The sequence below is a fragment of the Nocardia sp. PLKS1-43 genome (genome assembly GCF_059510335.1).
In genome coordinates this window covers 726,456-751,627 of the sequence record NZ_JCAJZQ010000001.1, presented here as the reverse complement: position 1 = coordinate 751,627, position 25,172 = coordinate 726,456, and the positions used below count along the sequence as shown (strand labels likewise).

General features: G+C 63.7%; 28 protein-coding genes and 2 pseudogenes. 19 read left to right on the top strand and 11 right to left on the bottom strand.

Annotated elements, in window-relative coordinates:
- Positions 1-275: 275 nt before the first annotated feature.
- Together AC5WS7_RS03545 and AC5WS7_RS03540 are read right to left on the bottom strand one after the other, a co-directional pair.
- Complete coding sequence (locus AC5WS7_RS03545) at positions 276-866, bottom strand: nitroreductase family protein (RefSeq protein WP_495953730.1); 591 nt, start codon at positions 864-866, stop codon at positions 276-278.
- An 83-nt stretch (positions 867-949) separates the two neighbouring features.
- On the bottom strand, positions 950-1,771 hold the full coding sequence (locus tag AC5WS7_RS03540) for an SDR family NAD(P)-dependent oxidoreductase (RefSeq protein ID WP_495952868.1): 822 nt from the start codon (positions 1,769-1,771) through the stop codon (positions 950-952).
- A 130-nt stretch (positions 1,772-1,901) separates the two neighbouring features.
- On the opposite strand from AC5WS7_RS03540, the gene AC5WS7_RS03535 reads away from it, so the two are divergent.
- Both AC5WS7_RS03535 and AC5WS7_RS03530 read left to right on the top strand, forming a co-directional pair.
- A complete protein-coding gene (locus AC5WS7_RS03535) occupies positions 1,902-2,624 on the top strand; it encodes a TetR/AcrR family transcriptional regulator (RefSeq protein WP_495952867.1) in 723 nt (240 codons plus the stop codon).
- Between the two features lie 303 nt (positions 2,625-2,927).
- A complete protein-coding gene (locus AC5WS7_RS03530; RefSeq protein ID WP_495952866.1) occupies positions 2,928-3,992 on the top strand; it encodes an NAD(P)H-dependent amine dehydrogenase family protein in 1,065 nt (354 codons plus the stop codon).
- A 133-nt stretch (positions 3,993-4,125) separates the two neighbouring features.
- On the opposite strand, the gene AC5WS7_RS03525 is transcribed toward AC5WS7_RS03530, so the two are convergent.
- The 3 genes from AC5WS7_RS03525 to AC5WS7_RS03515 form a co-directional block, all read right to left on the bottom strand.
- The gene (locus AC5WS7_RS03525) at positions 4,126-4,734 is read right to left on the bottom strand and encodes a TetR/AcrR family transcriptional regulator (RefSeq protein WP_495952865.1); all 609 of its coding nucleotides are present in this window, start codon (positions 4,732-4,734) and stop codon (positions 4,126-4,128) included.
- A 76-nt stretch (positions 4,735-4,810) separates the two neighbouring features.
- Entirely contained in the window at positions 4,811-6,355 is a 1,545-nt protein-coding gene (locus AC5WS7_RS03520) for a carboxylesterase/lipase family protein (protein ID WP_495952864.1), read from the bottom strand.
- A 106-nt stretch (positions 6,356-6,461) separates the two neighbouring features.
- Entirely contained in the window at positions 6,462-8,120 is a 1,659-nt protein-coding gene (locus AC5WS7_RS03515) for an MFS transporter (protein ID WP_495952863.1), read from the bottom strand.
- A 359-nt stretch (positions 8,121-8,479) separates the two neighbouring features.
- Between AC5WS7_RS03515 and AC5WS7_RS03510 the strand changes: the two genes are divergently transcribed.
- Positions 8,480-9,439 carry a LysR family transcriptional regulator gene (locus AC5WS7_RS03510; RefSeq protein WP_495952862.1) on the top strand — a complete coding sequence of 320 codons (960 nt, stop codon included), beginning with the start codon at positions 8,480-8,482 and terminating at the stop codon, positions 9,437-9,439.
- Between the two features lie 26 nt (positions 9,440-9,465).
- On the opposite strand, the gene AC5WS7_RS03505 is transcribed toward AC5WS7_RS03510, so the two are convergent.
- Positions 9,466-10,068, bottom strand: coding sequence for a TetR/AcrR family transcriptional regulator (locus AC5WS7_RS03505; RefSeq protein ID WP_495952861.1), 603 nt, complete (start codon positions 10,066-10,068; stop codon positions 9,466-9,468).
- Positions 10,069-10,225: 157 nt separating this feature from the next.
- On the opposite strand from AC5WS7_RS03505, the gene AC5WS7_RS03500 reads away from it, so the two are divergent.
- The 6 genes from AC5WS7_RS03500 to AC5WS7_RS03475 all read left to right on the top strand — a co-directional run bounded on the left by AC5WS7_RS03500 (position 10,226) and on the right by AC5WS7_RS03475 (position 15,331).
- A complete protein-coding gene (locus AC5WS7_RS03500; protein ID WP_495952860.1) occupies positions 10,226-11,059 on the top strand; it encodes a mycofactocin-coupled SDR family oxidoreductase in 834 nt (277 codons plus the stop codon).
- An 11-nt stretch (positions 11,060-11,070) separates the two neighbouring features.
- A complete protein-coding gene (locus tag AC5WS7_RS03495) occupies positions 11,071-11,892 on the top strand; it encodes a mycofactocin-coupled SDR family oxidoreductase (protein WP_495952859.1) in 822 nt (273 codons plus the stop codon).
- A 65-nt stretch (positions 11,893-11,957) separates the two neighbouring features.
- On the top strand, positions 11,958-12,779 hold the full coding sequence (locus AC5WS7_RS03490) for a carboxymuconolactone decarboxylase family protein (protein WP_495952858.1): 822 nt from the start codon (positions 11,958-11,960) through the stop codon (positions 12,777-12,779).
- A gap of 8 nt (positions 12,780-12,787) precedes the next feature.
- Positions 12,788-14,266 (top strand): aldehyde dehydrogenase family protein, encoded by a 1,479-nt coding sequence (locus AC5WS7_RS03485; RefSeq protein ID WP_495952857.1) that lies wholly within the window; start codon positions 12,788-12,790, stop codon positions 14,264-14,266.
- Between the two features lie 251 nt (positions 14,267-14,517).
- Positions 14,518-14,832, top strand: coding sequence for an SDR family NAD(P)-dependent oxidoreductase (locus tag AC5WS7_RS03480; protein ID WP_495952856.1), 315 nt, complete (start codon positions 14,518-14,520; stop codon positions 14,830-14,832).
- A 10-nt stretch (positions 14,833-14,842) separates the two neighbouring features.
- Positions 14,843-15,331, top strand: a complete 489-nt coding sequence (locus tag AC5WS7_RS03475) for an SDR family NAD(P)-dependent oxidoreductase (protein WP_495952855.1) — start codon at positions 14,843-14,845, stop codon at positions 15,329-15,331.
- A gap of 70 nt (positions 15,332-15,401) precedes the next feature.
- On the opposite strand, the gene AC5WS7_RS03470 is transcribed toward AC5WS7_RS03475, so the two are convergent.
- Complete coding sequence (locus AC5WS7_RS03470; protein ID WP_495952854.1) at positions 15,402-15,821, bottom strand: winged helix DNA-binding protein; 420 nt, start codon at positions 15,819-15,821, stop codon at positions 15,402-15,404.
- Between the two features lie 716 nt (positions 15,822-16,537).
- On the opposite strand from AC5WS7_RS03470, the gene AC5WS7_RS03465 reads away from it, so the two are divergent.
- Together AC5WS7_RS03465 and AC5WS7_RS03460 are read left to right on the top strand one after the other, a co-directional pair.
- A complete protein-coding gene (locus tag AC5WS7_RS03465; protein ID WP_495952853.1) occupies positions 16,538-17,941 on the top strand; it encodes a hypothetical protein in 1,404 nt (467 codons plus the stop codon).
- 470 nt (positions 17,942-18,411) lie between these two features.
- Entirely contained in the window at positions 18,412-19,017 is a 606-nt protein-coding gene (locus AC5WS7_RS03460) for a hypothetical protein (protein WP_495952852.1), read from the top strand.
- On the opposite strand, the gene AC5WS7_RS03455 is transcribed toward AC5WS7_RS03460, so the two are convergent.
- Entirely contained in the window at positions 18,919-19,497 is a 579-nt protein-coding gene (locus tag AC5WS7_RS03455; protein WP_495952851.1) for an SRPBCC family protein, read from the bottom strand. The genes AC5WS7_RS03460 and AC5WS7_RS03455 overlap by 99 nt on opposite strands.
- Positions 19,498-19,588: 91 nt before the next feature.
- Here AC5WS7_RS03455 and AC5WS7_RS03450 point away from each other — a divergent pair, with 91 nt between their 5' ends.
- The gene (locus AC5WS7_RS03450) at positions 19,589-20,026 is read left to right on the top strand and encodes an XdhC family protein (RefSeq protein WP_495952850.1); all 438 of its coding nucleotides are present in this window, start codon (positions 19,589-19,591) and stop codon (positions 20,024-20,026) included.
- Here AC5WS7_RS03450 and AC5WS7_RS03445 read toward each other — a convergent pair.
- Positions 19,962-20,573 (bottom strand): TetR/AcrR family transcriptional regulator, encoded by a 612-nt coding sequence (locus AC5WS7_RS03445; RefSeq protein ID WP_495952849.1) that lies wholly within the window; start codon positions 20,571-20,573, stop codon positions 19,962-19,964. The two genes, AC5WS7_RS03450 and AC5WS7_RS03445, sit on opposite strands and share 65 nt — an antisense overlap.
- Before the next feature lie 117 nt (positions 20,574-20,690).
- Here AC5WS7_RS03445 and AC5WS7_RS03440 point away from each other — a divergent pair, with 117 nt between their 5' ends.
- Positions 20,691-21,116: a hypothetical protein gene (locus AC5WS7_RS03440; RefSeq protein WP_495952848.1), complete on the top strand. Its 426-nt coding sequence runs from the start codon at positions 20,691-20,693 to the stop codon at positions 21,114-21,116.
- On the opposite strand, the gene AC5WS7_RS03435 is transcribed toward AC5WS7_RS03440, so the two are convergent.
- On the bottom strand, positions 21,106-21,297 hold the full coding sequence (locus AC5WS7_RS03435) for a hypothetical protein (protein ID WP_495952847.1): 192 nt from the start codon (positions 21,295-21,297) through the stop codon (positions 21,106-21,108). The two genes, AC5WS7_RS03440 and AC5WS7_RS03435, sit on opposite strands and share 11 nt — an antisense overlap.
- Before the next feature lie 540 nt (positions 21,298-21,837).
- Here AC5WS7_RS03435 and AC5WS7_RS03430 point away from each other — a divergent pair.
- From AC5WS7_RS03430 to AC5WS7_RS03415, 4 genes are all read left to right on the top strand, one after another.
- Positions 21,838-22,341: a hypothetical protein gene (locus tag AC5WS7_RS03430; protein WP_495952846.1), complete on the top strand. Its 504-nt coding sequence runs from the start codon at positions 21,838-21,840 to the stop codon at positions 22,339-22,341.
- Between the two features lie 99 nt (positions 22,342-22,440).
- The gene (locus AC5WS7_RS03425) at positions 22,441-22,767 is read left to right on the top strand and encodes a DUF3467 domain-containing protein (protein WP_495952845.1); all 327 of its coding nucleotides are present in this window, start codon (positions 22,441-22,443) and stop codon (positions 22,765-22,767) included.
- 19 nt (positions 22,768-22,786) lie between these two features.
- Positions 22,787-22,948, top strand: a complete 162-nt coding sequence (locus AC5WS7_RS03420; protein WP_495952844.1) for a hypothetical protein — start codon at positions 22,787-22,789, stop codon at positions 22,946-22,948.
- Between the two features lie 310 nt (positions 22,949-23,258).
- Complete coding sequence (locus AC5WS7_RS03415; protein WP_495952843.1) at positions 23,259-23,585, top strand: hypothetical protein; 327 nt, start codon at positions 23,259-23,261, stop codon at positions 23,583-23,585.
- Between the two features lie 315 nt (positions 23,586-23,900).
- Here AC5WS7_RS03415 and AC5WS7_RS03410 read toward each other — a convergent pair whose 3' ends face one another.
- Positions 23,901-24,080 carry a helix-turn-helix domain-containing protein gene (locus AC5WS7_RS03410; RefSeq protein WP_495952842.1) on the bottom strand — a complete coding sequence of 60 codons (180 nt, stop codon included), beginning with the start codon at positions 24,078-24,080 and terminating at the stop codon, positions 23,901-23,903.
- Positions 24,081-24,489: 409 nt separating this feature from the next.
- Between AC5WS7_RS03410 and AC5WS7_RS03405 the strand changes: the two are divergent.
- Both AC5WS7_RS03405 and AC5WS7_RS03400 read left to right on the top strand, forming a co-directional pair.
- Positions 24,490-24,708 (top strand): annotated as a pseudogene (locus tag AC5WS7_RS03405) (helix-turn-helix domain-containing protein); the annotation flags it as partial.
- 59 nt (positions 24,709-24,767) lie between these two features.
- Positions 24,768-24,920: pseudogene (locus AC5WS7_RS03400) on the top strand (ATP-binding protein); the annotation flags it as partial.
- Between the last annotated feature and the right edge of the window lie 252 nt (positions 24,921-25,172).

Genomic DNA, 25,172 nt, shown 5'->3' with positions numbered 1-25,172 from the left:
CATCCATGACGGCCTTGGGGGCTCATGAGTCTCATGCTTACTGTTTCACGTTTCTGATCAGCGGTAATCTCGTTACCGGAACATGAGAATATCACTTCCGCGGCTCCGTGGAAAGCTCTCGCTCAGGTTCACCGACCGATGAGCGCCCAGCTCAGAGCAGCTTTGAATGGCAAGCACGCGATCCGGCCGCCGCGTGAGCAAGGAGGAAGGCCGGTGACGTCATCGAGGATCCGGGCAGCGCTGCTCCGGATGTGATCGGGAGTTATGGCGACAGGTCACCGCTCCCACTGGTCGTGGAATACGACTTCGGACAGTGGGCGACGACGAACCGGGCCGTAGGCGCCACGTGGCCAGCCAACGACCACATGTCCGGCGAGGATCCAATCCTCGGGTACTTCGACCGCGGCGCGCAGTAATGCTTCGCCGCCATAGGATGCCCAACTCGTCAGACAAGCCCCCAGCCCCGACGCTCGAGCGGCGAGCAGAAAGTTCTGCACCGCCGGAAAGATCGAGCCGCCCAGGAGCAGCTCGGATGCCGTATCGAAGTGCTGCTGAGCGAACAGTACCGTGGTGAATTCAGCTGCACGGTCATGGAGTTCGTAGACAGCACGATCGGCACGGGCTCGGCGGCTGTGGTCGTCATCGGCCGGACGGGTCATCCCGTAGACCGGCTCGATCACCCGCAATGCCTCGGCGGCAGCACGAGCGACCACCGCACGCACCTCTGGCGAGCGCAGCACGACGAACCGCCGAGCCTGCGCGTTGGCACCCGAAGGCGCCCACGTCGCAGCTTCCAGGCAGCGGGCCAGAGTCGTGTCATCGACCGGTTCGTCGGTGAATCGGCGGATCGTCCTGGCGCTGGACATCACCTCCCAGACATCCGTGACAATCGCCCGTCCCGAGCAAGCCGATGTCTCGGGGCCGAATTCGGTCATGGCCGCCGACCCGGTCAGACGGTGCTGCCGCCGTCGGCGAGCAACGTGCTGCCGGTCATGAAGGCCGACAGATCGGACGCGCAGAACAAGGCGACACGGGCGATGTCGTCCGGTACACCGACTCGGCCGATCGGCCCGCTGAGCATCAACGGTGTCGGCGGGTTGTCGTCACCTCCGGCGGGCATGTCCGCCGCGGCCTGCGCCATCATGTTGCCTTCGGTGGGCACGAAGCTCGGCGCGACTCCGAGCACTCGGATGCCCATCGGCGCGAGTTCGAGCGCCAACTCGCGGGTGAGACCGCGCACCGCATGCTTCGACCCCACGTAGGCAGCCAAACCCGGTGCGCTGGCACGGAATCCAGCGGTGGAGACGATGTTCACAATGGCGCCACCGCGCCCGGCAGCGGACATGCGCCGCGCCGCCTCGCGCGCACCGAGGAATACACCGCGGGCATTCACCGCGAATACCTTCTCCCAATCCGCATCGCTCATCTCCAGTAGCGGGATGCTGGGGAACACACCGGCGTTGTTGACCCAGATATCGAGACCGCCGAGCTCCGCGACCGCACGATCGGCCGCTGCCGCCACGAGCTTCCCGTCGGTGACATCCATGGCCATTCCGATCGCCCGCACGCCGTGCGCTTCGGCCACCTGTTCAGCGGCAGCGCTCGCCAGGTCGGCTTCGATGTCGGCGATGAGCACGTCGGCCCCGGCCTCGGCCAGCCGGATCGCGATCGCCTTGCCCAGCCCTCGACCGGCCCCGGTCACAACCGCCCGCCGGCCTCGGAGCGAAATCAGCTCTGCCAGGGGTTTATTCGATACATCAGGGATGGACACGCGATCTCCTCTTGCTCGCCAGAATCGGCCTCTCAACTTAAAAGTAACCACCATGGTTACTCTTGGCAATACTAGGATGGGACGACCGCGAAACCTGCCCGCTTGCCCCATTCCCGACCGAAGGACGTCCATGACCGCACCCCGCCGGACCGACTCTCCTGGTGAGCGCGGGGCCACAGGAAAACGTCGGCGCGGACCGAACGCCTCCACACCAGCGCGGCGCGCGCAGATCGTGCGCGCCGCGCTGGAGAGCTTCGCCCAGCACGGTTATGAGCGTGCGTCGTTGCGGGACATCGCATCCCGGGCACAGATAACCCACGCAGCGCTACTGCGACACTTCTCCGGGAAGGACGAGTTGCTCGTTGCCGCCTTGTCGCAACGAGACGAGGACGAGGAGAAGCTCGCAACACAGATCCGCGCCTCCGGGACGGCGGGGGCGAGTGTACTGAGCGAGGTACTGCGTGGCGAATTCGACAACCCCGATTACCAGCGCAATTGGATGGCGCTCGCCATTGCCGCCACCAACTCGGCCCATCCCGCACACGATTTCTTCATCGAGCGCCGCGAACGCCTGCGCGCACACCTGGCCAGCGACTCACTGCCCACCGCGCAGGACAGCGCCTACCTGTCTGCAGAGGAGAAGGTCACCCTCGTACTCGCGATGATCGACGGCCTGCGCATCCAGTCGCTGCTCGACCCCTCTCGCGAAGTCCTCAGACTCCTGGAGGTTTTCATGAGATCGGTCATCGTGCCCGGCGACAGCGAATCGGCACCCGCCGCCCCGCACGCAGACCGGGCCGGACACGCCCCTGGCGGAGCGACAGCAGAGCCAACCACCTCGTCGACACCCTAGACCCGGTCCGGATCCGACCGCGGACGCTCCGACTTCGTATCGACCACGGCGATCACAACGAGTAGCATCCGAAACCCCTTGCATACCGGGCAAATCCGATGATAATGACACACGGGGGTGTCTATTATTATTTTTCGGTAATGTGATTCTCGAGAGCCGACACGCACACCCACCGAAACCTGATCGAACAGCTACTACCCCTCCAGGCGAGAACACAATTCTCAATTTCGAGAGTTACATACTCTTTTCTGGTATACAGTGCGATCTGAAGCTGGATCCAGATGTTCTGCGAGTGAGGTTCCAATGACATCCACCAACTACCGTGTCGTCCAATGGACCACGGGTAATGTCGGCAAGAGCTCTGTGCAAGCCCTTGCCGCGAACCCACTTTTCGACATCGTCGGCTGTTTCGCCTGGTCGCCGGACAAGGTCGGCAAGGATATCGGCGAGCTGTGCGGAATCGACCCGATCGGCGTCGCGGCAACCGACGACGTCGATGCTCTCTTGTCTTTGAAGCCCGACTGCGTGGTCTACAACCCGATGTGGCCCGATGCCGACGAACTCGTACGAATCCTCTCCTCGGGCACGAATGTCGTTGCCTCAGCTTCGTTCATCACCGGCCACAACCTGCCCGAAGCTGATCGCGAACGTATCCAGCAAGCTTGCGAGCAGGGCAGATCGACGATGTTCGGCTCGGGAGTGAGCCCCGGTTTCGCCGAACTGCTCGCGATCGTCGCGGCCAACGCCTGCGACCGGGTGGATCGGATCACCATCGCCGAATCCTCCGACACCACCTTCTACGATTCGCCGGAGACCGAGAAGCCGGTGGGTTTCGGGATGCGGATGGACGACCCCGACCTTCCCGAGGCCGGGGCGCGAGGTACTGCGGTCTTCGCCGAGGCCGTGCGACTGGTGGCCGACGCACTCGGCACCGAACTCGACGAGATCACCTGCGTCTCCGAGTACGCGCAAACCACCGAGGATCTCGACCTCGGCTCCTGGATCATCGAAAAGGGTTGCGTTGCCGGTGTATTCATCAGATGGCAGGGACGCGTGGGCGGTGAGACCGTCGTCGAGCTGACCTTCCGGTGGCGCAAGGGCCAGACCCTGCAACCAGACTGGAAACTCGACCGCGAGGGCTGGAGGATCACCATCGATGGTCGCCCGACGGTCGATATGACCGTCGGGTTCGCTCCGCCACCGGACTTCCAGACCACGACCATCGCCGACTACATGGTCCTCGGACACATCATGACCGCGATGCCGCCCATTCATGCCATCCCGGCAGTCATCAGCGCACCGCCGGGCATTGTCACCTACAACGACTTGGCGCTTACCCTTCCGCGCGGCATTCTCCGCATGAAGTAGGGTGCGGCCGCCCGGGGAACCCGGGCGGCACTCGAGCTCCCCTGGTCGATGCGGAACGGCTCGACCAGGCCGCTGCGGGTGATGCGAGATTCCCCCCTTGCGGTCCGGTTCATCGCCCGGCGTCGATTCGAAATCAGATGACGCCAGCAGACCCGGCCGAAGCCGGTCCGGCAAACCGTTCCAGTTGCCGACGCAGGAATCCGCGCAACTCCGCGTGGCCCCTCTCGACGCCGACTGCGCTCTCGTCTGACACCATGCGCGCGGCAGCGGAGATCAGCATTGTCAGTTCCCCCGGCGAAAACTCGGCGGGATCGGCGCCGCAGGTCCGCAGGACAAGGGTGACCGCAGCGGTCTCGATATCTCGCGTCCGCCCGATATACGTCTCGAATTCGGTACCGATCGCCTTTCGGTGCCTGGCCAATGCCATGAATTCCGTATTCAGCCTGGCTGACCGAGAGTCGGTGCTGATCGACCACAGCGCTCGAAGCGGATCCTCAGCGACAAGCACGTTGCGCCGACGGGCCAGCTCCTGATCTGCCAGAGAGCGAAGAACCGCGAGGAACAGATCCTCCATCGTCGGGAAGTAGTAGTACAGCAGAGCAGGCCGGACTCCAGCCTCGGCCGCGACTCGGCGCGACGTCGCCGCAGCATACCCATGCTCACGCATGATCTTGGCGGTAGCCGCCACGATTCGCTTACGCGAACCGCTATTCATCCCTTTCGACGCCCGCCGCACAGCCATGGGCGACACCTCTCGAATTGTGGTTCGCCACGCCCGGCTTCACGGGCCAACACGTGGGGACTGGCTCGTGAACTGGTTACTGCGACGGCCGGAGCAGTGGCATGGCATCGAAAACATGATCCTCCCAAATCCGCCGGGAAGCTTCCTCCGGGTACCGCGCGATGCTCGGCTCGACATCGAAGATCTGAATCAGCCTACGATTCGGATCGTATGCGGGCCAACCAGGTTCGCCCGTCGCAGCGAAGCGGGCCCAAGCGAGCCGAATCATCGCCGACAACTGCTCGGCCTCGTCCGGTGGGGTCGATCCGAGTAGTAGCGGCCCCAGATGTGTCCCGTACGTGCCGAACAACAATGTCTCGTCCAGTCCGTGGCAGGCACCGAAAACCCCCTTGTTGTTCGGCGCCGGCCACGTCAGTTCATACATATGCACCCGGCCTCCCGCAGCCGCCTGTGCATCCGCCAGATGCACTGCGGGCATACGATATTGGCTATCGGACTGCACCAGTTCACACAGTCGCGCAGGCGTGGCATTCGGAAATGCCGCGCGGTAAGTTGCTTCACTGCCCGGTCCGGGCCCGTAGAGCCGCAGATCGAATTCCGCGCGCGTGTCATCTATCGCATCCATTTGCCCACCGAGCACGAAGAAAAGCCGACACTCGTCCTGATTATGCCCGACGATGAGGTCGACATCTCGCGCAGCACCATTTGCCAACGCCTGCCACGGCGTTGTCGGCAGCACATCACCATCGACCACAGGAGCAAACGGCGCCAACGTATACGCAGCTGCGCCCCAGAATTCGGCGTACCTACGCATTTCGGCACCCACCGCCATGCCCACTTCCGGCAGACTCCGCGGGTCGACCTCCGACAGATCCGCCACCGTAGGTCTGCACCCCGCAGCCTGCGCGATGACCTCGGCGACGTCGGTCGCCAATGCGTCCGAGAAGTACCTACCGGGCAGACTCTGCATGATGGCTCGCCGGAAAAGCCCTGCGGCACTCGGCATTGCCAGGAGCGCGGCCACCGATCCCGCCCCTGCGGACTCGCCGCACACGGTTACTCGATCGGGGTCGCCGCCGAAGGCCGAGATATTTGCTCGTACCCACCTCAGCGCCGCGACCTGATCCAGCAGGCCCCGGTTCGCCGGAGCGCCGGAAATCCGCGCGAACCCCTCAACACCGACTCGGTAATTGAAAGTGATGACGACGATATCGCCATCACGCGCGATTCGATATGCGTCGTAACCAGGGCTGCCAGAGAAACCAAGTTTGTACGCGCCACCGTAGATCCAGAAAATCACCGGGCGCCGCGCAGTCGAATCCGGCCGAGACGTCCACACATTCACAGTGAGCCAATCGTCGCCGTCGGGGATCTCGGACAAACCCGTGAGCCCAGCGATCCCCGCCTCCTGGGGCGGCGGTGGACCGAAGTCGAACGCATCGCGGACACCCGACCACGGGGCCACTGGAAGTGGCCGCGCAAACCGTGCTTCTCCGATCGGAGGTTGTGCGAACGGAATTCCGCGGAACACGGTGACGCCGTTTTCGATTCGACCCCGCACCCGGCCCGCAGCCGTGTGCACAACCGGTTCGACTGGTTCGTGGGCGAAGGTTCCGCTCATGGTCGACCTCGCATTCGATAGCTTCATAGACACGAAAGCAGCTCGTACACAGCAGCATCGGGCGAGCGCACGGGTGGGTGCGGCGTCCGGCCGGACGCCGCAGTTCCTACAGTCGAGCTTCGAATCCACCGGTGGTTGGTTTGTCGAAATGGCGCATGGTCACGAGGGCGAGTATCAGCGCTACAGCGCCCGCGATCGCGAACATGTAGAAGCTGTCGACGTACGCCGCTTCACTCGGCAGCTGCGCCAACGGGCCGGTGTCGAGCTTACGAGCTTCGACATGCCCCGGGGCGTTGATGTGCAGGATCAACGGGTGCGCCGAGAAGAGCGCCGCGGTCGCCGCGGCCGCGGCAGCGGTGCCGAAGCTGTTGAATGCCCCGTACATTCCCGCGCTGATGCCCTGCTGTTCCTGTGGTACCGACTCCACCACCATGTTCGGCAATGTGCCCAGGAACGCTCCCGCGCCGACACCCGCGATCATTGCGACCAAGGCCAACTGCCAGGGCTTTTCGTGGAAGAACGCGAACAGCACCGATGACAGGATGAACATGGCTGGTGAGATGAGGTAGGGCCGCCGCAGTCCGTAGCGGGTGGACAACCAGCCACACAACGGCGATACGATCACATACACGATCGTCATCGCCAGCAAGGCTCGCAGCGTGAACTGCAGCAGTGTCAGATTGAGCCCCGGCAGCGTTCCCTCCACCGAGAAGTAGTGCGCCACCATCGACGGCGGAATGTTCATATGGGTCTGCTGCGAAGCCTGCGTGGCGGCCTGCTGAGCGGCCCCCGCAACAACTTGCTGCTTGATTGCCTCGCCGGCGGCACCACCTGGCGTCTCGGCCAGATAGCTCATCAGGTAGCCGACGCCCTGCATGATTCCCACCGAGAGGAATGCCGCCGCCATGACGCTGACGAAGCGTGGTGTCCGCAGCAGCTTCGGATCCATGATCGGTTCACGAGAAACCAGTTCCCAGCAATAGAAGACGACCAGTAGAACGATGCCTCCGATCAACCACGAGAGTGCGGACAGACGGCTCCATCCCCAGACCCCTCCTTCGCTGAGGTAGATGAGCACACCACCGATTCCCGCGCCGAGCAGGACCGCGCCCGCCCAATCGATACGGCTCTTCACCCGCAGTTTGGTCTCCGGCACGATAATCGCGAGCGGAATGATCGTCACGACCGTCCACACCACACAGAACCAGAACAGTGACCGCCAGGTGTAGTGGTCGGTCAGCACACCACCAGCCACCGGCCCCAGAACTGCGCCCACACCCGTGCCGCCTCCAGCCAGGGCAATCGCCATGCTGATGTTCCGGCGCGGCACCAGATCCCGAATCAAACCGTAGGAGACGAACAGCGCAGGAAAGGCAATCGCCTGGAGACCGCGGCCGAGCAACATCAACGGCCAGGTCGAGGTGAGGGCGACCACCAGGCTTCCGATCAGCGAAACGGCCAGGCACGCCAAGACGATCTTCTTCTTACCGATGCGGTCGGACAGTTTGCCAACGACCGGAACCGCCACGCCACCGACGATCGCGTAGAGCGTGGACATCCACGTCAACTGCCCAGCACTCTCACCCGGGAAATCCGCCCCGATGTAACGCGTGGCCATCGACACGAACGTGAAGTAGAACGTGCCCACCTCGGTAGCGGCGACGATCGCCAGAATGATAAGGACCACCCGCAGCCGCGAGGCGCTCTCGAGTCGTCCGGTGTCGGCCTCGTCCGGAGGAGAGACATCGACGGAAGGTGTTGCCATGGGCTTGCTTTCTCCCTTCGCCCGCACCGAGCGCGGACTTCTGTTCTCCCCCGCCAAGTGCTACGGATCATCATTATCCGAATCGGAGAATCACATTTCCACCGTATGTGCGCATCACATATCTCCATGCGGCGGCGACATCTCGCAGCACCGGCAGTTCGGCATAATTTGATCGATCGAACAACATGCGACGAATTCGCCGCAGATACAACACGTAGCACTCGCACCCTCGTAACATGCACACTTGACGAATAAAGCTCGCTATGCTACGCATAGCCACACCAATATTTGGGCAGTCGCACAACATTGCTCGGCTACGCCCGCATCCTTCGGATCGAAGGCGAGGCTCGCCCACCGCCATGGACATCAAGCAGTTGACGGCCTTCGTGACCGTGGCCGAGTTGGGCAGTGTGACAAGAGCGGCCACCTCCCTGCACCTCACCCAGTCCGCGGTCACGCGCCAGATCCAAGGACTGGAGCACGAACTCGGTGTCATCTTGTTCGAACGAACCCGCGCCGGAATGACATTGACCGCCGAGGGACGAATCATGGCCGACCACAGCCGATCCGCCCTGGTCGAGCTCAGCCGAGCGCGTGCCGAAATAGCGCCCACTCCGAGCATCAGCGGCGAGATCGTCACGGTGGGGTTGCTGGAAAGCATCGCCGATGCGATCGGAGTACCTCTGACCGCAGCGTTGCATCGAGAGTTTCCCGAACTCGGTCTGCGCCTGCTGATCAGCGATTCCGGAAACTTGCGAGACCGCATGGGCGCCGCCGAGCTGGACCTGTCCCTCACTGCGGAGACCCCCGGCGGCCCGGCGGCGTACACGACACCGCTGGCGACGGAGCAACTGTGGACGATCGCCCCGGCGACTGCCCGACTCCGGCCCGGAGTTCCGGTTGCACTGCGCGATGTCCTGAACAACCCGATGGTGCTACCGCCCGCCGGAAGCGCCCTTCGCGACTTGCTCGACAACGTGGCCGGGAGCATCGGCGCAGACTTCCGGGTCGCAGCAACCACCGCCGCGGTGCACATGCAGAAGCGGCTCGTCGCCACCGAACGCTGCTGGGCGATTCTGCCACCGATCGCGTTCACCGAAGACCTTGCGGCACAGACGATCAGCGCCGCACCACTACACAGTCCACATCTACAGCGACGCATCGTACTGACCAGAAGCGCTCGGGAACATTCGACCCGCGCGATCGAGAACGTCGCCCGGCTCATCGCGCACCTGGTACGGACCGAGATTCGAGACGGACGATGGCCCACGGCCAAAGCGATCGGGTACCGCGGAGACGACAGCCGCCTGTGCGGATGACGCTCCGGCGCCGCCGACGCCGCGCCCTACCGATCCTCCACGGCCTCATAGCCCGCGGTCATCCAGTACACCGCACGGTCAATGACCGGCACGAGCGCCGAGATCTCGATCTCACCAGCCGCGCACCGACCCAGCAACCCATACACCAGGCTGGACAGAACAGCCTCGAGATCGTGGACGAACTCTGCGTCCGCCTCCCCCAGCACCGCCATAGCAGCAGGCACCACGGCATCGAATCCACGCCGCACCAGCCCCTCACCACTCGGAGACGAGCGCGCCCGGAAGTACGCAACGAGCAGAGCCGGATGCCCTTCCCACAGTTCGAAGATCGGACGCAGCACCCGCATCAAACCGGTATAGGGAGTGCCGGACGACTCGGGCATCTGCACCTCGAGCCCCGCGTATCGGTTCTCCTCCAGCCACCAGTCCAGCGCCGCCAGAATCAATTCTTCACGAGTGCCGTAGAGCCGGTAGATCTTGGCCAATGACACCCGGGCGCGACGTGCGACCTCACGCAACAGCAGTGCGTCGTATCCCTCGGCCTCGATCGACTCCAGCACGGCCAGGCGGATTCGATCTCGCGCCGGAGCCGTCCCCCACCCGGCTGCCACATCGTCACCAGAACCCACTTCCAACTCCTTCCCGAACCGCAACCTGAGTGCTATTCTCCGATATTGGTAATTGGATTACCACATGTCAGCGCAGTATGTTACGAAGAATGAAAACCGTGTTCTCGTCCGGCATCGGCCGGCGACACGGATCCACTCGGCATTGGAGCGAGGATCGATGGGTTCGTTGGATGGCAAAGTCGCCTTCATCACCGGCGTAGCGCGGGGGCAGGGCCGCAGTCACGCCGTACGTCTGGCGAACGAGGGCGCCGACATCATCGGCATAGACATCTGTGCCGATATCCCCGCCAACCCTTACCCTCTCGCATCCCGCGAGGAGCTCGACGAGACCATCGCGCTCGTCGAGGCAACGGGCCGCCGGATACTCGGCTCGGTCGCAGACGTGCGCGATTTCAACCAGGTCAAGACCGCACTCGATGCGGGAGTCGAGGAATTCGGCCGCCTCGACGTCGTCTGCGCCAACGCGGGCATCGCGCCGACGTCGTTCGACGAGGTCACCCTCGAGACCGAACTCGAGCAGTGGAACGCCGTCATCGACGTGAATCTCAGTGGCACCTTTCACGTCACCCGAGCTGCCATCCCGCACTTGATCGCCGGCGGACGGGGCGGTGCGATCATCCTGACCAGTTCCACCGCCGGGTTGGTCGGGCTCGGCGGCCTGGAAGGCGGCGGGCTCGGTTACGCGTCCGCGAAATCGGGCTTGGTCGGAATGATGCGCGTATTGGCGAATGTTCTTGCACCCCAAAGCATTCGGGTTAATACCGTACATCCGACCGCGGTGAACACCATGATGGCCGTCAACCCGTCGATGATGGAGTGGGTCCAGAATCACCCCGAATCCGGTGGACCGCATCTGATGAACCCGATGCCGGTGGCGCTGCTCGAGCCCGAGGACATCAGCGGGGCGGTCGCTTTCCTGGCCTCCGACGAGGCCAAATACATCACCGGCGTGGCACTTCCGGTCGACGCCGGCTTCTGCAACAAACTGTGAGCGAGGCGGAAATGACCGAGGGCACACACCCCTGCGGGCGTGCGGCGGGCAAACGAGTCCTGATCACGGGCGCGGCACGTGGCATGGGGCGCAGTCACGCGGTCCGGCTGGCCGAGGAAGGCGCCGATCTGATCCTGATCGACATCTGCGAATCACTGCCCGGCATCGAATACCAGTTGTCGTCGCCCGACGACCTGGCCGAGACGGCGCGTCTGGTGCAGAAGCACAACCGTCGTGCCATCACCAAGATCGTCGACATCCGGGATTCCGCCGCCATGACCGAGGCCGTCGCCGACGGTGTGCAGCAGTTGGGCGGGCTCGATGCCGCGGTGGCCAATGCCGGGGTGCTGACCGCGGGTACCTGGGACACCACAACGCCCGGCGACTGGCGAATCGTGGTCGACGTCAACCTCATCGGCACATGGAACACCTGCGCGGCCGCGCTCCCCCACCTCGTCGAACACGGGGGCAGTCTGGTCACCATCAGTTCCGCGGCCGCCATCAAGGGCACACCACTGCACATCCCCTACACCGCCTCGAAACTCGGCGTAGTGGGTATGAGCAAGGCATTGGCCAATGAGCTTGCGGCACAGAATGTTCGAGTCAACACCGTGCACCCGACCGGGGTGGCGACCGGAATGGCACCGGAGTCGCTGTTCGCACTCCTCGGCGAGAAGCGCCCCGATCTGGCACCACTGTTCGGCAACGCCATGCCAGTCCCGATGGTCGAGACAATCGATATCAGCAATGCGGTGCTCTACCTGGTCTCCGACGAATCCCGCTACGTGACCGGCCTGGAGTTCAAGGTCGACGCGGGCGTCACCCTCAAGTAGCACTTCGCTTCGGTCCCTGTGACTTTCGCGCACAGATCCGAACACCGACACAGAAGGCACAACCCATGACAACAGATACGGTGAGCACGGCCCGGTCCGAACGCGGCAAACGTGAATTCACCGATGTGATGACGTTTCCGGCACCCGTGGACTCCAGCCCGACCATAGCCAACGGCCTGGTGGACTTCGTCTTCGCGGAGATATGGACACGCCCCGGCCTGACCCGACGGGAGCGACGCTTCATCACCCTGTCCTGCGTCGCGGACGCCGACGCCGAGCAGCCGATCATCGACAATGTGTACGCGGCACTGAACAGCGGCGACATCTCCATCACCGAAATGCGCGAAGCCGTCCTGCATTTCGCGGTATACGCAGGCTGGCCGAAGGCATCGCGATTCAACATGGTCGTCGACCAGCAGTGGGAACGCATCAATCGTGAACGCGGACAGGAGATCCCACCACCTGAACCGCTGCTTCCGATGGTCACTCCGAGCGATCCGGAAGCCCGGCTGACAAGCGGCGAACAGTGCTTCATGGATGTGAACTGCCTGCCTTACTACCCCGATCGCAACAACCCGTACCAGGGCGCCGGCATTCTCAACTTCGTCTTCGGCGAGATGTGGCAGCGCCCTGGTCTGGGAATGAAGGAGCGGCGGTTGATCACGGTGGCGTGCGTGGCATTCCAGGACGCGCCCTATCCGATCGTGTCGCACGTCTACGCGGCGCTGAAGAGCCGCGATCTGTCCTTCACCGAAATGGATGAATTCGCACTACATTTCGCCGCGTACGCCGGCTGGCCCAAAGCCTCCCACCTCAATCAGGTGATCGCCGAACAGAAACCACGCGTGCAGGAGGAATGGCGCGCAGAGGATGCAAAGACCTCGTAGGAGTACCGATGTCGACGACAATCGAACCCACACCGCAACCTGAAACCCCGTTGCCGAGCGGATTGCTCATCGGCGGCGACAAGCTCACCTGGACCTCCGGAGGCACTCACGAGCACATCTATCCCGCCAACGGACGGCCGAACGCAACGATCAACCTGGCCGGCCCGGCCGAGATGGACCTGGCGGTGGAGTCCGGTCGGGAAGCACAGCGGGAGTGGATGTCGTTCACCGTCGATCGCCGCCGCGATCTGCTGATCGATCTCGCGGATGCGGTGCATGAGAACATGGCGGCCCTGTCCGGGCTGAACGTGCACGACTACGCGGTGCCGACGTCGCTGTCCATCAATACGATCCTGCTCGAACGATTCCTGCGTCACTTCGCTGGTTACGTCGACAAACCGCACGGTCAGATCACACCGGTCGCCGAGTCCTCCGATCTCAATCTCATCGAACGCGAGCCGTATGGCGTCGTCGGCGTGATCGCCCCGTGGAACGGTGCGATGGTTGTGGCCGCGTCGTGTGTCGCCCCAGCCCTGGCCGCGGGTAATGCCGTCGTGTTCAAACCGTCGGTACTCGCACCGATGGCGGCGTTGCGTTTCGGCGAACTGTGCACGGCCGCAGGCTTGCCGGCCGGGCTGGTCAATGTCGTTCCCGCACATGCCGAGGGCGGTGACGCACTGGTTCGGCATCCCGGGATTCGTAAGATCCACTTCACTGGCGGCGGAGAGACCGCACGCAAGATATTGACCAGTGCCACGGTGAATCTCACGCCGGTGGTGGCCGAACTGGGTGGAAAGTCCGCCAACCTCGTTTTCGAGGATGCCGACCTCGACGCGGCGGCCCAGATCGCCGCCTACCAAGGGCCGATCGTGCAATCGGGGCAGAGCTGTGCCTGCGCGAGCCGGATACTCGTGCACGAATCGATCTACGACGCGTTCGTAGAGAAGTTCATCCCCGTGGTCGAGGCTGCCAAGATCGGTGATCCGCTCGATCCGACCGTAGTTTTCGGGCCGGTGGTCAGCGCGAGGGATGCCGATCGCATTATCGGCGTGATAGATCAAGCAGCCGCGGAGCAGTCCGGCGAGCTGCTCACCGGAGGCAAGCGACTCGGTGGCGACCTCAGCGAGGGGTATTACATCCAACCCACGGTCTTCGGCAACGTCGACAACTCATCGGATTTGGCGCAGATCGAGACGTTCGGCCCCGTCGTATCGGTGATCAAATTCAGGGACGAGTCCGAGGCGATTCGGATCGCCAATGATTCCCCCTACGGATTGAACGCATTCATCCAGACCAACGACCTCACACGTGCGCATCGGGTCGCGCGGCGAATGGAGGCCGGAGCCGTCTGGATCAACCAGATCAGCGACATGTCACCCCAGGGCCCCTACGGGGGCTACAAGCACAGCGGGTATGGCCGCACCGGCGGCGTGGACGGACTGTACGAATTCCTGCAGGTCAAAAGCATCCGTATCGCGATGAGCTGAGACATCGACCCGACATCGAGGCGGGCCTGTCGAGCCAACAACCGGCAGGCCTGTCTGTCCCCTGGGTCGGGATGCTCATTCCGTCACTGACGGGCGTTTGCCTCCCGGGCATCTATGCGTATACTCCCGTTCGAACCATCTAGTTCGTTCTATCCGTGTGAGGCCCCTAGCGGACAACCGAGTGCCTTTCGCCCTCGCCACACATCCGGAAGCGTTCGAGATCTGCGGACCGCACGCAGCAAGGAGTCGTTATGACCGAAAAGACCGTCCTGATCACCGGTTCCACCGATGGTCTGGGCCGATACCTGGCTGTCCGATCGGCACAGTCCGGCGCGCGCGTGCTGGTGCACGGACGTGACAAGCCGCGCGCTGAACAGATACGCGAGAAGATCCTTGCCTCCGGCGGTCGCGAGCCGGAGATCCTGCTCGCCGACCTGTCCTCGCTGCGAGAAGTAGATGAGCTCGCCGGGCAGGTCCGGCAGCACACCGACCGACTGGACGTGCTGATCAACAACGCGGGTGTCGGGCTTCGGCGCACCGGGCGCGGCGCGGCAGGTCAGCGTTGATGGCATCGAAATGCGCTTGGCAGTCAACTATCTGGCCGTGTATCGGCTCACCCGGCAGCTGCTACCCCTGCTCGTCGAGTCGGCGCCATCACGGGTGATCAACGTCGCCTCGATCGGACAGGAACCGATCCACCTCGACGACCTGAACTTCGAACGTGACTACTCCGGCATGGCGGCGTATCGACGAGCCAAGCTCGCCGAGATCATGTTCACCTTCGATCTCGCCGAGGAACTGCGCACGACCGGGGTGCACGTCACAGCACTTCACCCAGCCACGTACATGGACACGACAATGGTCGCGGAATTCGGCGGATCACCGCTGAGCACTGTCGCTGACGGTGGCGAGGCCGTACTCCACCTGATCGAGGATGACGTTCCCACCGGCACATACTTCAACGGCACGAACGAATCCCGCGCCGACGAGCAGGCTTACGACCCGGCCGTCCGGGCAGCATTGCGGCAACGCACCGACGAGTTGATCGCGTCGGCCGTCGGGTAGCCTCGCTACATCCGATCACACAGTGCCACAACCACTTTCGATGCAGCGGTGACCGATGATGCTAGCGCCCTCAATGGCCCGGAAGCAAGAGGTCGGCGAGTTCCTCCAGGAGCACCTTGACGCGCCGAGCATCGGCCGAACTGCCGAGCGCGGCGACCAACGCCTCGTCAAGCATCGGCGCGGTACGCCGGGCAATCGCCTTGAACAGGACATCTGTCGGATAGACGAGGGTACGCCGCCGATCGGCGGCATCGACCTCGGTTGCCAACAGGGCACGATCGGTCAGCCGAGCCACGCATTCGGAGATGTGCCCCTGTGAGAATCCGGTCCTTTCGGTGATCTCACGCACCGAGCTGCCCGGACTGTCGATGACATCTGCCAGTACAGCGATCTCACCTTCCGGGATCGGCTCGTCGCTGGACTCGATGCCGACCTGGCGTGCCAGCTCGATCAGATGTCTGCCCAGTCGGTGGAGTCGCCTGCCGTCCATGCCGCAAGGATAGCTCCGAAGATCCCATCGCTGGAATTTGAATCTTGAAGATACATTGGCACCAATGGAATTTTGGAAAAGCGCTCACGCGCATCAGGGGGACAGCTATCCTCTCCCGAGAACGTCGTTACCGGACTGGTAACAAGCATTGTCAGAGGTAGGTGTTCCATGGGCGATGCTGCCCAAATCCATCACTCCCGATCGATCCGACATCGGACGCGTATCGCCGTCGCCCTGATCGCATTCGCGATGACCGGCTTGTCCCCGCAATCGGCATCTGCATCACCACCGTCCACAAGTCCGTCGTCAGCAACCACCGCACCGGCCACTCCCACCAGCACATCGGCGGCACAGACCGCGGCCCCCGCGACCACGACGTCGACGACAACCCAACAGGTATCCGCCGGACCCATCACAGCCGATCCGTCCGAGGAATTGCACGAGAGATTCACCATCAGCGAGCTACCCGCGCCGCCGACGGCACCGTCCACCGACGCGGGGTCGTGCACATCGACGATCAACCCGCACGGCACCGGTTGTCTCAGCCCCGCCTGGGGCGCGCTGGGCGCGGTGGGCACCTACTACCCATCGAGTAACTACGTTCTGGTGGGAGCACAACTTGCGGGCGCACCCTCGTCCGGAGCGGCCAGCACTTACACCGGCCCACAGGTGCTGCTGGTACACACCGACGGCAAGGCCTTCCCCAACGGCGACCCATGGAAGTGCCTGACCTGCGGGCTGGCCTACCCGGCGAATTTCGGCGGGACGGAAAACGCGCTCTCGCCGGGTCCGCCATCATCGATTGCGGCAACTACCAGTTCACTGATCCGCAATGCACTCCGGCGCAGATGCATGCCTACCCGCTGTACTGGGACGACGGCTCCGGGAAACCCGGGCAACTCCGGGAGGCTCGTTTGAATCCGGACGATGAGCACATCGGCTTCAACTACATCATCACCTCCGCGACGCAGTACGACGAGTTCGCATTCATGGGCAAGCTCACCTTCGATCAGTCGAACAGCCGCTACGACATCGGTAACGTGCGAATGCTGTACAGCCCCGCGTCGGCGTACCTGCCCTACGCGGTCGACTCCGGCAACCGTCTGCAATTCAATCCGGCGGGGATGATCGGCGAATTCCGCGGCTGGACCGCCGACGGCCGGTCCGCGATCGGTATCCAGAGCTACGAATCGGACAACGTCGACGCATGGGCCACCGACAACACAACCGGCCGGTCGCGCCTGCTCACCCGGCACGCGCTGTACACCGACCCGAATGCCGAATCACCGGACGGTAAGCACCTGATCTCCGAACAACTGCTCGGCTCGGGCCGGATGGACTTCCTCGGCGGCATGCAAGGCATCCCGCCCCTCACTGATCAGGCGGGTACCACCGGACTCGTCTCGGGCCTGCACGACAACGTGAACCGACGATTCTTCCTGCCTCACCTGGTGGACCCGAACACCGGCCGCAGCGAACAACTCGAACCCAACGGCAACTGGAACACAGCGGCGGATCCGGCCTGGCTCGCGGACAGCAGCGCGGCGGTATGGGCGGAAAACCTCGCCTGCGGGGCCAACCCGTCCCCGCACACCTGCCCCGGGGCTCCAGAACCGGGCGGTCGAAACAGTCGTGTCATGATCGCGCGCTTCCCGGGATTCCAACCGACCCCGGCGCCGGCCGTACCAACCGCACCTGATGCGACATGGGGGCTGCCCTATCAGCCCGGTCAGGCAATCCCGGCCCGCCCGCACTTGGCGGCCGGAACCTACACGGTACAAGGCTCGATACAGGGAACGGCCAAGGTCGTTGTCACCGAAGACTCGTCCAAAGCTCTCGTGATGAACTTGGCGGTCACCTACACCGACTTCAGTGACACTCCGGGGGTCGTGCTGAAGGGCACTGAGAGCGCGGTACGAAATTCTGATTCCGCGATCTCGGCAATGACCTTGCACGAGGATCTGCAGATGACCGGCCGGCACCACGGAACGAAGAAGACCAGTGAACCCAATGGATTCACCATGTCCCCCGCGCTGCTGCAGAGCAACTTTCAGGTGACCGGCACATTGACCACCACCATCGACGGCCGCACGTATACGCAGCCGGCCAACGGTACATAGCCGCAACAAAAGGTCGGTCCGGCGACCGATGGCTCGCGGTCATCCGTCGCCGGACCCGAAAACCTATGCGCCGGTTGCCAACCGCAATCGGCGATCAGTTGTGGAATGCACCGAAAATACAGTCGTGCTCGCTGCCGAACAGCGGTGACAAAAAATCTCTAGCGACCCTTGTCACATTCGACCGGTATCTCTAATGTGGCCTACGTAGCTATCGAATATAGGGCGCAGGTTCATCAACACCCCGTGACCAGTGAGACGAGCGGTCGACAACGAATCCGGTATTCAGCGAATTCGTCGTCCCGAGTACCGGCACGACATAAATGATTCGGACACCCCTCGCTGGATCGGCTACACAGCGCTGCCGCTTGTGAAGACCGTCGAGGAAAAACGGTGTCAGAAGCGACGCCACACCCGAATCGGCACAGTACACCGGCTGTGACGATCATCGTCTGCTCGACGGGATGGAACCGATGGACGCTCGAATCACCGATATCACCGCGCGCATGGCCACCTGGCCGCATCCGCTCACTCACGCGGCGGCCATGGCACGCAAACATCGCCGACGCTATCAACTCATTGTGGTGGCCCCCGCGGTCGACGATATCGTCCGGAACGCCGGTGGCTGGCTGTTCGATCGCGTCCTCGGCGGATGGAACGTCATAGCCATGGTCGCCGACCACGAGAATTCCCGCCCGCTCGATATTCTCGGTGTCCACGTCGTCGATCTCCACGAAGCGCTGGCATCGCGCGTACGGACCCCGCTACCGCAGGCGATCGCCATCGACACCCACCTCTACGCCACCGACAACCGCGTGCGACAGGGCATACTCGATATCTTCGAATATGCACTCATCGACCATGTGACACTGTGGGGCGAGCAGTACCCGAACGAAATCGGCGAACGTGTCACCTCGGTCCAGCACCAACTCAGCGGGGCCGCACAAGCATTCAAAACGCAGGCGCTGTCGGCGATCCCGTCATCGGCCGGCCGTGCCGGGCCCACCGAACTGTTTCGCAGTTGCAGGCTGCGGCCCGCACGAGACGGTTTCGACGATCTCGTTCCGGCGGCGGGATAACCGTCGCCGCCGGAGGAGATCGACCAGCATCGACAAGGTAACGGCGGCACGTGGGCCGAGGCGTGTCACGCGGCTCACCCCCACCGCCGCCAGCAGATCGATCGGCCCGGCGGCCACCCGCGACGGTGCGACCGCCGCGGCCTTCGCGGGACCGGAGGCGATCTGCGAAACTTCCTCCAGTGCAATGCTTTCCAACTCGGGAGAGGTGCTGCCGGAGGCGATCTCCTCGGCAAGATTCACGGCGAACTGCCCGATGGGCGTACCCGCCACATCGGCGAGTGCACTGCGGGCGAACTGCGCGGGTTTGCCGGTGGTAGCGAGATCGGTCTCCACGAGAACGTCTGTACCGCTGGCGGATTCCACCAATCTGCAGGTGATGATCGCCTGCGCCGTGCCGTTGCCGCGAGCTTCCCGTCCGCCACCTTCCAGTACTGCGATCCCGGCCACCTCGTCGGTTGAGTGGAATTTGATGACCCCCACACGACCACCTCGTCGGCGGAGGTAGATGTGAACAGCGCACCGATGCGCGATCGGTATTCGCTACCACTCCAGGTTCCACGACGCCGGCGAGGTGGTCGTGGACTGGCCGCATCGATTTCTCGGCCGAACCGAGACCGACACCCGCACTCCAGTGTGCATCCTGACGCACGGTCCGAAGGTCGATATACCCGCTCTGAAGCTGGCCCTGCGCCTGCCGATCGAATACGTCGGCGCCATGGGCTCCCGCCGCGCGCCGACAGCGAACGCCGATCACGTTTGGCCGCAGCGGGTCTCACCGAGGGGGATTTGGCCGCCTGACCGGCACCGGCGTAATCGTCCTGGTCAGCTGGGGCCGCCGGCCGATTCGGAAGCAGCACACGCCGCGTTGCCGAATCCTTGGTTCCCCGCCTGCGAGTGGACATGGTCCGAAGCTATCGCTGCGCAGTTGCGCAGCATCGGCGGGATCATCCGCGACCGGAGTCGGCCTCGGACTCGATTCGATCGTCGCCGCGGCCGAAATGCGCCGTGAGCACACGGGCGGCCTCCACGATCACTTGACGCAGATCTCCGGTGGAGTGATCCGATCCGAACAGCATGCGCCGCAATTGGGGCAGGGCCAGACCCCAATCGACCATCGCCAGGATCAGGAATACCAGGGCACGAGGATCCCCATCCCCGTGCCCCATCGCGCTCCGGGCCGCCCGGACCTTATCCGCGTAGTGTTCGGTGCGTGCGGGCTCGTCGGGAACCAGATCATCGCCCATCTCCAGCGCTTCCCACATCACGAGCCGCAACGCTTGCGGATGCGCCTCGTGGTAGTCGAACAACCGGGCCGCGTAGTTGCCCAGGTCGGACTCGTCCAGCGGAACGGCACGCGCCAGTTCGGTCAGTGATTGTTCCAGCACGACCGCGAACAGTGCCTTCTTGTCGCCGAAGTAGTCGTAGATCGCCCGCTTGTTGACCCTGGCCGCCGCAACGATACGATCCACCCGCGCACCGGCGATACCGTACTCGGCGAATTCGATCGTCGCGGAAGCCAGAATTCGCTTCTTCGTCGCCGCCGAGTCATATGCCATCCGTCCATGCTAACGAAACAGTTCGTTCGCCCAAGCTCTCAACAGGGCCGACAGTCCAACTCAACCCGCGTCGCGTTCGGATTGTGTGGCACAACAGGCCACAACGCGCAGGCCAAAGTGGGTGTCGCGGCATTCGTCGAGAGCCTCGGGCTGCGCCCACCGGACGTCGGCGGCCTGACAATGGCGCACTGGCCGGAAGTAACGGCGCTGGTCACCGTCGGCCTCGCGGGCACCTGGGTCGGCTGCTGGGACTTCGCCCAACCGCACGGGCGTGGCGGTTCACGCATGAACACCGGAACACACACCTGGCTCTCGGCCAGTATCGGGACGATCGTGGCGACCGCGTCGAACACCGACGCCACGACCCTGCTCGAGGCCGCGGACCGCGAGCTGTACCAGGCCAAGAACCGCAGCAAGGACCGATGGGTCTGCGCGTCCTGGACACCGGCCCCGACCAGCCATCAGACATCCGACGGCCCGAACAATCACGCTGATCCGGTAACCCGCATCAACAACCCCCGGGGCCGTATACCTAGAGCTTGAGGTTGCCGGCGACCAGGCGCCAGAACACGGTCCGGTCGATCGATCGGAAGTCCCAGCCCTCACTGAAGGCATGTGAGGCGGCAACGATCGCGGCGACGTCGAAATCCTCGCGGGTGGCCGTACCTTTGGCCTCCAGTTCGGCGATCACGTACGCAGTCGCGGTTTCCACGGTGTCCAACACGCTGTTCTCCACTCGCTCGAAGAAAACGGTCGATCACGAACCATCCCAACTTTAAGTCTCAACCAACCGTCGCGGAGCTAAACCTGCTCTCCGCCAACCGGTTACTGCACATCCGCCCGATTTCCGCGGGCTGCCGCAGGGGTTGCTGGGGGTACCAGGGCGTAGTTCACGCAGATGAGATGAGATCCGGCCTGGGCGAGCGGCGGATGAGCGGTAGAGAGTGGGCATCGCGCGGCGTGCACATTTCGGTGATGCCATCGCGAAGTTGCAGCGTCTCGATGACGCACTCGCAGCCAGGAGGCGGGGCCCGTCGAAGGACACCAAGCCAAGCGAGCTTCGGCAGGTAACTGGAGAACATGTTCCTCTCTGCGAAGCGCCTGTCCGAGACCGGGTCCCCCTGTTACATCAATGTTTCCCAATGGTTGCGACACAGTTGCCGTGGGTCGCTGAGGTTCGGTGAGAATTGCTTCGGCACGCGAGTTCTTCCAGGAACAACCTTCAGTCTCGATCCACACATCCATCAATGGAAGGGGTTCGACCATGGCGGTACAGGAGAGCAGCAGCGCGACCCAGAGCCGGGAGATCGATGTGCAGGCGGAGGTGGAGATGCTTCGAATGCGGCTGGACGAGGCCCGGCAAGAGTCGCAGAACGCCCGCCAGTACGCGATGCAGGCATCGGGGCTCGCACGCCAGGCCCAAGCGCAGGCACGGCAGGTGCAGCATCAGGCCCAGCATGCGCAGCAGGACGCGAACCAGGCCAACCAGCAGGCCCAGCAGGCCCGCCAGCAGGCGATCCTGGCCACCAACCAGGCCCAGCAAGCCCAGAGCGAAGCCGACCGGGCCCAAAGCCAGGCCCAGCAGGCCCAAGGCGAAGCCAACCAATCCCAGCAGCGGGCCAGCAGCGCCCAGGAACAAGCCGACCAGGCCACCCAACTGGCGCAGCAAGCCGAGGACCAGGCCAGCCGGGCCCAAGACCGGGCCGGTCAGTGGGAGATGCAACTTCACCAGATCCGCCAGCAAGCCCGGCTCCAACAGGGCCGCTGACCCCAGCAAGGATCACACAGTGATCGCAGTGTTGGCGACCGGCCGTACCCGAGAGCTGGGATGGCCGGTTCGCCGGGCCTGCCGCACGGGAGATCCGTGGTGAACGGCCCGGTTCCACCTCCCGCCGACGAACCCGATGTCGACGTCGAGGTCATCGTGCCGGAGATCCTCGGCGCCGGAGTGTACGCCAACGGGTTCACCTGCTGGTACAACCGCACGGACTTCACCCTCGATTTCCTGGTCTATCTCCCCAGCGAACCCGGCGGCGTGAACGAGACCGGACACGCGGCGATGCGACAACCGGTGCAAGTCACCTCCCGAGTGAAGTTCCCACCCGCACTGATCTTCCGCCTCATGCAGACCCTCAACGACAGCATGAACAACTACGAACGACAATTCGGCCCCATCACCCACCTCGGTGAATAACCCCGCCCGGAGACCGAACATGCAAACCCCCACATCGACCCCGATCACCCTCGTCGCCTGCCCCCGCGACCGCCTCGTCATCTCCGATCCGACCGTCCGGTACCGGCCCGACCCGATCCCCGCCCGCCACTACCTCGTCACCCCCACCGCACCACACCCGCAACCCGAACCCACCGAGTAGTCCCCAGAATCACCCGAGAAGCCCAGACGCGGGTAGTTCTTTCGGAGTCGCTCTGTCTTGAAACCTTGTATTCGAGACAGCTGCGGCTGGGGTTATCCCGAGCGACGTCCTGCAGGCCCGCTCGGTCTCGGAATCTGTGCGCATGGTGCGATCTCGCCGACCCTCTTGGAGTCGGTCCGCGGGATCCCGTGGCGTGCAGAGAAACGCTTTCAGGTAGCGGTGTAGGTAGTCCCACCGATGTGGGGATGTTGTCTCCGGGGCAGGGTGATCGTCGTACAGGAAAAGCACACCGATCAAGAACCGATTCACCATGACAACTGCTCTATTACCTCTGGCCTACGGCTACGTGCGCGACGATCTCCTCGATGACCGCGACGGCGGCGCGAGTGAAGACAAGCTGCGCCAGACCGCCCGCTCGCTCGGGTACGAACTGGGAACGGTATTCCACGAGCCCACACCGCAGAGCGCGACGTTGCCGCCCGCGTTCGCCGATCTGGTCCAAGAATGCCGGCGCGCTGCCGCGGACACGGTGATCACCCTGCGTGGACACATGTCGGACATGGCCGTGTGCCGGATGGTGCTGGTGGCGGTCCTGGACGTACGAGCCGGTGCCGCGGTCCACGAAATCGCGGTGTAGATCACCCGTCTGCCCGGCCGACTCCGGTTCCCGATGACCGGGCCGAACGCCACGGATTGGCGCACGTCAGATCGCCGCCGACCGGTCACCAGGGACCTGTCGGCGAGACCCGATCCGCCCCCGTCTGCACACCTTGCGACGTCGCGTATGCTGGCCGCCAGAACCCCGGAACGATCCCTACCAGCCACTTCGGTGTCAGCCACATCGCCAGGGTCTCGCCATTTCCACGAAATGCTGTCTGAGCCGACCAGTTGCAGGCCGCTGCGTGACTGCCGCTTTGCGGTGAGATACCGGCCATCAGCATGCGGGATCTGCTCACATACCGAGGGTGTCGCCCGGGGGCTTGCCGTACTCGCGGCGGTAGCGTGCCGCGAAACGGCCCGGATGACCGAATCCCCAGCCCGCGGCGATCGAGGTGACCGTGGCGTTCTCGGGGCCGCTGGCCAGAAGTTCCTCGTGCGCTCCGTGCAGCCGCAGCCGCCGCAGATTCCCCATCCCGCCGCATCCCTTTCCGCATGCCAGCAATCCAGAGCGAAGCGATCCACACCAGCGTGAGCACGCGTACACGCACCCCCCGCGGATACCCATTTCGGACACCCCTACCCCGACGCCGACACCGTCGCAGATCGTGCCGCAAGGATTCAGCAGGCCAGCACCAAGAGCGACGAGTCCGGACATGTGATGCGCATATTTAGGTACCATTGTGATTCTCTGCGCGCATTGCCTACCCAGACCGACGTAGCGGCTTCTCGCACATCGACCTTGACCTGTGGGGCATCAGGACATACTCACCCTGGCGCACTCAGGACATCTTGGTCATTACTGAGATTCCCCATCAACCTGTTGGTACGCATGAGCGGTGGATCATGGTGAGGTTCCCGATGAGCGCGCCGAACGCGCGAAGATGTTGTGGGAGCAGCGGTATCGCGCGGTGATGGAAGTCCGCGACGGGCAGCCGGTCGGCGAGGTCGCCGCTCGTCACGGGGTCTCACGCCAGACGGTCACCGCCTGGCGCAAGCGGTACGACCTCGAAGGACTCGACGGGCTGCGAGAGGTGTCCCGGCGGCCACACCACAGTCCGTCGCGGATCGCCGCCGAGGTGGAGGCCGAGATCTGCGAGATGCGGCGTGCGCACCGCCGCTGGGGCGCCCGCCGGATCGTGTTCGAGCTCGGTCGGCGAGGGGCGACAACACGGTCGCCGCCGCCCTCCTGGACCGCCTGCTGCACCGGTCGATGGTCATCAACCTCGACGGCGACTCCTACCGGCTCCGCGACCACCAAGCCACCGCCGACAACCTCCGCCGAGCCACAACCGGAAACCGCGAACCCCTATAATCGACACCGCTCACGGGTGGGGCATCTCGGCGAGCCCGGTTGGGGAGATTCGGTGAGCGCAGTCAACCATAGGTCACTGTAAAACTATCGACTGGTCGAGGTCTACATCTCGTACCCAAAATGCGTGCGCGCTGACGACCCGAACCGACAAGTGAATCGCGCAAATCACCGTCGTGAGCCTCAAGTGCCGAGTCTCGGCAAGTGCGAGTGCTGTAGCCAGAATCGGATCAGCGGCGAGATGTGAGATTTCGT